The sequence below is a fragment of the Fibrobacter succinogenes genome, from assembly GCF_902779965.1.
Lineage (GTDB): Bacteria > Fibrobacterota > Fibrobacteria > Fibrobacterales > Fibrobacteraceae > Fibrobacter > Fibrobacter succinogenes_F.
Genome location: NZ_CACZDK010000044.1, coordinates 22,663 through 30,256, shown reverse-complemented (window position 1 = coordinate 30,256; position 7,594 = coordinate 22,663). Strand labels below are relative to the sequence as shown.

Sequence of the window (7,594 nt, the reverse complement as noted above, 5' to 3'; positions counted from 1 at the left end):
GGATTGTTTCGTTTTCTACCTTGCAGAAAGACCTTCGTTTTACCAGTATCTGGAAGGGCAGAACCTTGCTGTCAATACGATGGATTCGTATTGCTGGACTGCGGATTTTTTCAAGTCGCATTTCGGGCGGTTCGGTCGCAAGTCGCTTGCGGATTACAAGAATTTTCTTCTCGAGAATTTTAAACCAAAGACGGTTAATTTGCGGATTCAAGGTATTAACAAGTATTTGGATTTCGCAGGAAAATCGAAACTCCGCGTCAAGAATGTCAAGGTTCAGCAGAAAAGTTTCCTTGAAAATGTTATCAGTAATGCGGATTACCAATTTTTGAAAACGAGTCTATTGCAAGATGGTCAGACCAAGTGGTATTTTGTTGTGTGGTTTCTTTCGGCAACGGGTGCCCGCGTGGGGGAGCTTGTGAAACTCAAGGTGGAGCATGTGGAGTGCGGATATTTCGATATTTACGGGAAGGGCGGAAAGCTGCGGCGGCTCTACATTCCCGAAATTTTGCAGAAAGAAGCTTTGCGCTGGTTGGAAAGCGAAGCGCGTTCTAGCGGATATCTTTTCCTGAATCGTTTTGGCAAGCAGATTACCCCGCGAGGAATCGCCTCACAGCTAAAAACGTTCGCAAAGAAATATGGCCTAGACGAAGCCGTTGTTTATCCTCATTCGTTCCGTCACCGCTTTGCTAAGAACTTCTTGGAAAAGCGGAATGACATCGCTTTGCTTGCCGACCTTATGGGGCATGAACATATCGAAACGACCCGCATTTACCTGCGTCAGACGGCGAGTGAACAGCGCGAAGTTGTGAATAAGGTGGTGACGTGGTAACAACTGTCTACGGTCGTTACGGTTGAAATGTGTATGTGAAAAGTTGCGGCGTATTGTTTTATTATAAACAAAAAAGTCCGCGTTTCTTTGCGGACTTTTGATAAACTAATTACTTTGATGTCTTCGGGGTTTTGTCCAATTTTAGAACGCCTGATATATCTTGAGTATCGCGAGGATTTTGCCGATAATCGCAGGAATTCCCGGGCACAAGAAGCAGAGGATGACTCTTGTCACTCGGTTTTTCCACCAGCGCTTGACTTGCCAGATGTCGTCGGTCAACGTTTCCATTTCAGAAACGCGAGGCGGTCTCACATATACTTGTGTGAGTGCTGTGAAAAATCCAACGCCGATTAGCGGTGTGAGTCCGGTAAACGGAGCCATGACCAGCGCTACAAGTATGGTCAACGGGTGACCCCCTGCGATGATTGCTCCAAGCATGGCGCCACCGCCGGTAAACATTACCCACTGCAAACTGAGCTGTCCGGCCTTCTCGATTCCGGCAAAATAACCGACAAGCACGATGCTTGCAATGATGGCTAGTGTAATAGACCAACCGAGAATCTTCCAAATTACAGTACCCTTCGGGATGACGGAAATGGATTCTTCGCTTGGCAGTTCCTTGTCTTCTTCGATGATGCTTGCGATGCCGCGCATGTGGCCGGCACCGATGACTGCGACGACCTTGTTCCCTTGTGCGTTCTTGATCTTGCTTGCGAGGAACTGGTCGCGCTCGTCGATGAGCACTTGTTTTACTTCGGGGAATGTGTTGCCGAACTCCTGCATCATGGAATTGAGTGCGTCCTTTTCCTTGATTTTCTGGAGTTCTTCTTCGCTAATTTCTGTCTTGTCGAAAATGCTTGCAAAAAGCCCGCCGAGCAAGCTGAACTTGCGGTACCAAGGAGTGCATGCCCAGGTACGTCTGAGGGTAATCTTGATATCGCGGTCCGCAAGCACGATTGGGATGTTTTTCTCGTTTGCGACGTCGACAGCTTCTTTGAGTTCGGAACCTGGTTTTACACCTGTCTGTGCGCCCATGCGTTTTTGGTAAGAACCGAGCACCAGGTTTGCGATAAGGGTTGCAAGTTGTTTTTTCTTGATGACATCTCTCAAGTCTGTATTTTTCCAGCGATTGGGATCCTGGATGGATTTGAGGCGTCCTTCATCGAGTTCCACGCAGACGGTGTCCGGGGATTCATTTTCGATGGTTTCGTGGACCAAATCTTTAGATACTTGCGAAATGTGGGCTGTTCCGACGAGGATAATATCCCTGTTGTCCTTGGTGTGGATTCGATAAACGTCGGATTTGCCCGTTACGGGTTCCTTAATTTCTTCAGACTGAGAATAACTTTCATTCATACGGTAGAGGTAATGTAGAAAAAGATATTGGGTTTTTCGGCAAACTGAAAATTTTGAGCTCAATTTATGGAAAAAAACGGAACAACTTAAAAAAAGCTGAGAAATTTGTGTATATTTTGATAGGATTTTTCCGGAGGAGTACCCCATGAAAAAACTTTTAATTCTTTTGTCTACAATAAGTTTATTCTTTTTGGGTTGCGCAAGCACCCCGAAAGTGGATTCTGGCGAGGCATTGGATAATGCCCTCGTGTCTTTTACTTCTAGTGTCCAGAGCTCTCGTTGGCAAGAAGCTCTTAGTTACGTGACTCCTGACGAAGCCCGCCAAATTGGCACTTCGGATGGTTATGAATTCCTTCCTGAATACCAAACTGCAGCAAGCCGCCTCCCGCTTTCTACACTCCGCAAGGCCGGTCTTAGCGTCGATGGCGACGGACGTCTTGTGGGTATCAAGGCTGTCATGGATGAAACTAATGAACGTTACAAGGTTTCCGAAGATCAGGCTAAGGTTGGCACGAACTTGAAGCAGATGGAAGACGACCGCATCAAGCGCCGTATCGAAGAAGGTCAGAAGATTCTCCAGGAAGAAGAAGCTACTGCCCATCAGGAACAGCAGGTTGAAGTCCTTACCAACCGCCTCACGGACGACGAAAAGCGTAAATATGGCAGCACCGGTGAACTCCTCGCTCCGGAAGCTACTCGTGACGATGGTACGTCTGAAGAAACCTACAACGGCTCTTACAAAAAGTAATCGAATCGTTTAGGCTCAATCTTTTTTGTAGATTATCCCTCGACATGTTCGAGGGATTTTTTTTAGGAGTGCTTCATGAATCGATTATTTGCTCTGGCTATTTTGTTGATATCCCTAGCTTTTGTTGCTTGTGGTTCGGATTGGAGCGTGGGACCGAGTGACGGTGGCGCTTCTTTTAGCAGGCGCTTTCACTACTATTATGAAGTGGAATGCCGTTACGATGCTTTTGATCAGCCGTACGACTGTTCCGATATTTATTCTATGTCGCCTTCCATGAGTATTGATTTGCGGATTACCCACGATGGCTATGCCACATTTTGTGTCGATGATGATTGCTCCTACTATAACCCGCGCGACTACGATGTCGGTTACAATCATGGGACGCGCTATTATGATTTTGTGGGGTATGATACTCGTTGGGTTGTCTATGCCGACGGTTCCGAAGTCATTTTCATAGACTCTAACAAAGGCGAAGCCTTCTATTATTATTACGATTATTACTATTAGCGACTTCGTCGCAGTTGGCAGAACTTAGAATAACCCTATTTTGCTTTCATTTCTAAGTTCTATTTTGGCGCCCTTTCAGGGCACATATAGCACGGTTCGATCATGTCAATTCGTGCAAGCACGATTGACGCGACTCTCGCCTTAAGCTATATTTGCTCCCACTCATGAGTAATTCGGAAAATTTTGTTATTGCCCTTGATGGTGGCTCCGGAACTGGGAAAAGCACCACCGCCAAGCTTGTGGCTAAAAAACTCGGCATCACATACCTTGATACTGGCGCCATGTACCGCGCCGTGACGCTTGCCGCCCTTGAAAAGGGCTTGCCTGCCGAAGAAGGCCCGGCCATGGACGAATTGCTCTCTAACCTCACACTCGGGTTCGACTCCGAAAACCATGTGCTTATCAACGGCGTTTCCCGCGAAAGCGAAATCCGTGGCATGAAGGTCTCCAGCAACGTGAGCATCTACTGCGCCCTCCCGTCTGTCCGCGCCGCGATGACTAAGCAGCAGCGCGAAATCGGCAAAAAGCAGAGCTGCATTCTGGATGGCCGCGATATTGGGACGGTCGTATTCCCCGATGCGAAGTACAAGTTTTTTATGGTGACGGATGTGAAGGTCCGCGCCGAACGCCGCTACAAGGAACTCCTTGAAAAAGGCGAAAAAGTTACCCTCGAAGAAGTCCTCAACAATCTGGTCGAACGCGACCGCCTGGACTCCTCTCGTGCGACCGCCCCGTTAAAGAAGGCGGATGATGCTATTGAAATTGACACTACACACATCTCAATCGAACAACAGGTTCAAAAGATTCTCGACTACGTAGGTGTAGTGGCGTAGCCTGAATCCTTTGTTACCACAACCCAATTAACTAATATGTCTCAAAATCTCAAATTCGGAACTCAAGAAGATCTCGAAGAAATTCTCGCCGCTCAGGGTGAATGCTCCCCGGACTTCCGCAAGGCCAACGCTGACGTCTATGCCGGCATGGGCTGCCTCGAACAGGGCAAGCTCGTCACTGGTAAGATTAGCCAGGTGAACGAACAGGAAGTTCTCGTCGACGTGAACTACAAGTCCGAAGGCGTTATTGATCGCGCCGAATTCAAGGATACTGATTCTCTCGAACTCGGTTCCGAAATCGAAGTGTTCGTCGAAAAGCTCGAAGACGAAGACGGTCGCCTCATCCTCTCCAAGCAGAAGGCTGACTTCGTTCGCGTGTGGGATCGTATCCACGCTGCATTCGAAAACAACGAAGTCGTACGCGGCACTCTCACGAAGCGCATCAAGGGCGGCGTTGTCGTCGACCTCTTTGGTATCGATGCCTTCCTCCCGGGCTCTCAGATCGACCTCCGTCAGATTCCGGACATCAACGCTCTCATCGGCCAGGAATTCGACCTCAAGGTTATCAAGGTCAACAAGGCTCGTCGCAACATTGTCGTTTCTCGCCGTGTTGTTCTCGAAGAAGAACGCAACAAGCAGCGTGGCGACGTTCTCGAAACTCTCGAGAAGAACCAGGTCCGCAAGGGTATCGTCAAGAACATCACCGACTTCGGTGCATTCATCGACCTTGGCGGCGTAGATGGCCTCCTCCACATCACCGATATGAGCTACAAGCGCATCAACCACCCGTCCGAAATGCTCCACTCTCTCGGCATGAAGCAGCTTAAGCCGCATCCGTGGAAGGATATCGCCGAACGTTATCCGGAAGGCGCTATCGTTAAGGGTAAGGTTGTTTCCATCACTGATTACGGTGCATTCGTCGAACTCGACAGCGGTGTTGAAGGTCTCATCCACGTTTCTGAAATGTCCTGGACCCAGCACGTCAAGCATCCGTCCAAAATCCTCACTGTCGGTCAGGAAGTTGAAGCTGTTGTTCTCAAGGTTGAAGAAGATGCAGAACGTATCTCTCTTGGCATGAAGCAGCTCGAATCTGATCCGTGGGATTCTATCGAAACCGAACTTCCGCCGGGCGCACGCGTCGTCGGTGAAATCCGCAACATCGCTTCCTTCGGCGCATTCGTCGAAATCAAGGAAGGTGTTGATGGCCTCATCCACGTCTCTGACATGTCCTGGACCAAGAAGATCACCCACCCGAACGAAATGGTCAAGAAGGGTGACAAGGTTGAATGCGTCGTTCTCGCCGTCGATAAGGAAAAGCGCCGCATTTCTCTCTCCATGAAGCACCTCACCGAAGACCCGACGGTATCGAAGGCTTCATCCCGGTCTCCAAGCTCACCGCTGAATACATCAAGGTTCCGGCCGATGCATTCAAGGTTGGCGACGAAGTTCCGGCTGTCGTGACCGAAATCGATCAGAACAACCGCAAGATCTATCTCTCCGTTGTTGACTACTTCAAGAACCGTGAATCCGCTGAACTCAAGGCTTGGATGGACTCCCACAAGCCGGGCGAAAACGGCACCACGATTGGCGAAGCTGTTGCTCCGAAGAAGAAGGCTTCCAAGAAGAAGGCTGAAAAGTCTGAAGAAGCTGAAGCTTAATTTAGTTTCAAACTAAAGCTTAAAGGAACCTCGCGAGAAATCGCGGGGTTTCTTTTTTTTGCATCGTCATCACGGATGCTACGTCACCCCGGTTGCATCGTCATCCTGAGCGTAGCGAAGGATCCAGTTAAGTCTTGCCATGTGTCCCCCTGAGCGAAGCCCGTAGGGCGAAGTCGAATGGGTCTAGTAACTATTAACTAGTAACTAGAAACTATTAACTAGTAACTGCGGCTCTGCCGCACATTTTCTATCTTGCACTTCATGAATCTCGCTGGAAAGAAAATTCTCCTTGGAGTCTCAGGCGGAATTGCCGCCTACAAGTCGTGTGAACTCTTGCGCCTGTTGCAAAAGAAGGGCGCCGAAGTTCGCGTGTGCATGACCGAAGCCGCGACACAGTTCGTCGCTCCTCTCACGTTTGCAAGCCTCTCCAAATGCCCCGTCTATCTGAAAAATGGCGCCGTCGAAGCGCGTCCTTTCCAGCACATCGATTTCCCGCGTTGGGCCGACCTTTATCTCGTCGTTCCGGCGACTGCGAATGTCATCGGGAAGTTCGTCTATGGCATTGCCGATGACCCAGTGAGCCTCTGCTTTATGAGCTGCACGGGTCCGCGTTTTATTGCCCCCGCGATGAATGTCGCGATGTTCAATTCCCCGGCGGTCAAGCGCAACCTCGAAACGCTTCGCAGTTTTGAAAACACGTTCGTGATGGATAGCCCGGCGGGCGAGCTCGCCTGTGGCGAAGTTGGCAAAGGTCGTCTCCTCGACCCCGCAGAAATCGTGGAATATTTGGAAACAAGTAACGTCATCCTGAACGAAGTGAAGGATCCAGTCAATTCTTGTTCTGCGCAATCTCCGGTCGCGCAATTCCTTCAAGAAACCGCCTTGCAGGACCTTCCCGCATTTGCCCATAGCGAAGCGACCTCAAAGCGAAGCGAGCCCATACCTCAAAGTGGCGAAGCCACGCCCTCTGTTCCTCGCGTTCTCATCACGGCTGGTCGCACCGAAGAAGCGATTGATCCTGTGCGCTACATTTCTAATCGTAGCAGTGGAAAAACTGCGGTTGCTATTGCTGCGACATTTCTCGCGAATGGTTTTGACGTAAGCGTTGTCGCTGGCCCGATGGAAGCCGAATTCCCCGGTGCCGTTCATGTGACGAAAATTCGTAGTGCCTGCGACATGCACAAGGCTGTTCTCGAACAGATGAAAAATGCCGATGTTCTCGTGCATTGCGCCGCCGTTGCCGATTACCGCCCGAAGGTGGCCGCCACCGAAAAAATCAAGGATAGCCGTAGCCAACTCATCTTGGAACTTGAACCGAATCCGAACATCTTGCGCGATAGTGTGGCTCAAAAACGTCCTGGTCAGGTGATTATCGGCTTTGCACTCGAAACGGACCACTTCAAGGAACATGCAGCGGAAAAACTCAAGAAAAGCGGTGCTGATGCGCTTTTGCTCAATGCCCCTGTTGCAGCCAATAGCGGTTTCGGCTTTGACGAAGTGCGTTATGTCTTGATCCGCGCAGCATCTTGTTGTCGCGTCGACGGCTCCCAGAATGCCGAAAACGCCCAGCAAGTTGAAATTCCCGAAATGAAGATGGGTTCGAAAATCGATTTGGCGCAAGAAATAGTAGATTTTAGCTTAGATAAGTTAAAGAACGCTTAGA

At 49.6% G+C, this 7,594-nt stretch carries 8 protein-coding genes; 7 read left to right on the top strand and 1 reads right to left on the bottom strand.

Annotated features, from left to right (window positions below; all coding sequences use genetic code 11):
- The first annotated feature begins 79 nt into the window (after positions 1–79).
- On the top strand, positions 80–829 hold the full coding sequence (locus HUF13_RS15590) for a tyrosine-type recombinase/integrase (protein WP_173475982.1): 750 nt from the start codon (positions 80–82) through the stop codon (positions 827–829).
- Between the two features lie 141 nt (positions 830–970).
- Here HUF13_RS15590 and HUF13_RS15585 read toward each other — a convergent pair whose 3' ends face one another.
- Complete coding sequence (locus HUF13_RS15585; RefSeq protein WP_173475978.1) at positions 971–2,185, bottom strand: TraB/GumN family protein; 1,215 nt, start codon at positions 2,183–2,185, stop codon at positions 971–973.
- Between the two features lie 145 nt (positions 2,186–2,330).
- On the opposite strand from HUF13_RS15585, the gene HUF13_RS15580 reads away from it, so the two are divergent.
- The 6 genes from HUF13_RS15580 (at position 2,331) to HUF13_RS15560 (ending at position 7,593) form a co-directional block, all read left to right on the top strand.
- Positions 2,331–2,933 carry a hypothetical protein gene (locus tag HUF13_RS15580; protein WP_173475977.1) on the top strand — a complete coding sequence of 201 codons (603 nt, stop codon included), beginning with the start codon at positions 2,331–2,333 and terminating at the stop codon, positions 2,931–2,933.
- Positions 2,934–3,008: 75 nt separating this feature from the next.
- On the top strand, positions 3,009–3,440 hold the full coding sequence (locus HUF13_RS15575; RefSeq protein ID WP_173475976.1) for a hypothetical protein: 432 nt from the start codon (positions 3,009–3,011) through the stop codon (positions 3,438–3,440).
- A gap of 164 nt (positions 3,441–3,604) precedes the next feature.
- Positions 3,605–4,273 (top strand): (d)CMP kinase, encoded by a 669-nt coding sequence (cmk, locus tag HUF13_RS15570; protein ID WP_173475975.1) that lies wholly within the window; start codon positions 3,605–3,607, stop codon positions 4,271–4,273.
- Between the two features lie 36 nt (positions 4,274–4,309).
- The gene (locus tag HUF13_RS15565; RefSeq protein WP_304039291.1) at positions 4,310–5,734 is read left to right on the top strand and encodes a 30S ribosomal protein S1; all 1,425 of its coding nucleotides are present in this window, start codon (positions 4,310–4,312) and stop codon (positions 5,732–5,734) included.
- Positions 5,638–5,931: a S1 RNA-binding domain-containing protein gene (locus HUF13_RS17460; protein WP_369697087.1), complete on the top strand. Its 294-nt coding sequence runs from the start codon at positions 5,638–5,640 to the stop codon at positions 5,929–5,931. Before HUF13_RS15565 ends, HUF13_RS17460 begins: the two co-directional genes overlap by 97 nt.
- Positions 5,932–6,192: 261 nt before the next feature.
- Positions 6,193–7,593: a phosphopantothenate--cysteine ligase family flavoprotein gene (locus HUF13_RS15560; RefSeq protein WP_173475974.1), complete on the top strand. Its 1,401-nt coding sequence runs from the start codon at positions 6,193–6,195 to the stop codon at positions 7,591–7,593.
- The last annotated feature ends 1 nt before the right edge of the window (position 7,594 follow it).

Excerpts from the sequence above, each read along its gene's own strand:
- HUF13_RS15580 (WP_173475977.1), top strand. The coding sequence starts at position 2,331 with ATGAAAAAACTTTTAATTCTTTTGTCTACAATAAGTTTATTCTTTTTG.
- HUF13_RS15585 (WP_173475978.1), bottom strand. The coding sequence starts at position 2,185 with ATGAATGAAAGTTATTCTCAGTCTGAAGAAATTAAGGAACCCGTAACG.
- HUF13_RS15590 (WP_173475982.1), top strand. The coding sequence starts at position 80 with ATGGATTCGTATTGCTGGACTGCGGATTTTTTCAAGTCGCATTTCGGG.
- cmk (WP_173475975.1), top strand. The coding sequence starts at position 3,605 with ATGAGTAATTCGGAAAATTTTGTTATTGCCCTTGATGGTGGCTCCGGA.
- HUF13_RS15560 (WP_173475974.1), top strand. The coding sequence starts at position 6,193 with ATGAATCTCGCTGGAAAGAAAATTCTCCTTGGAGTCTCAGGCGGAATT.
- HUF13_RS15565 (WP_304039291.1), top strand. The coding sequence starts at position 4,310 with ATGTCTCAAAATCTCAAATTCGGAACTCAAGAAGATCTCGAAGAAATT.
- HUF13_RS15575 (WP_173475976.1), top strand. The coding sequence starts at position 3,009 with ATGAATCGATTATTTGCTCTGGCTATTTTGTTGATATCCCTAGCTTTT.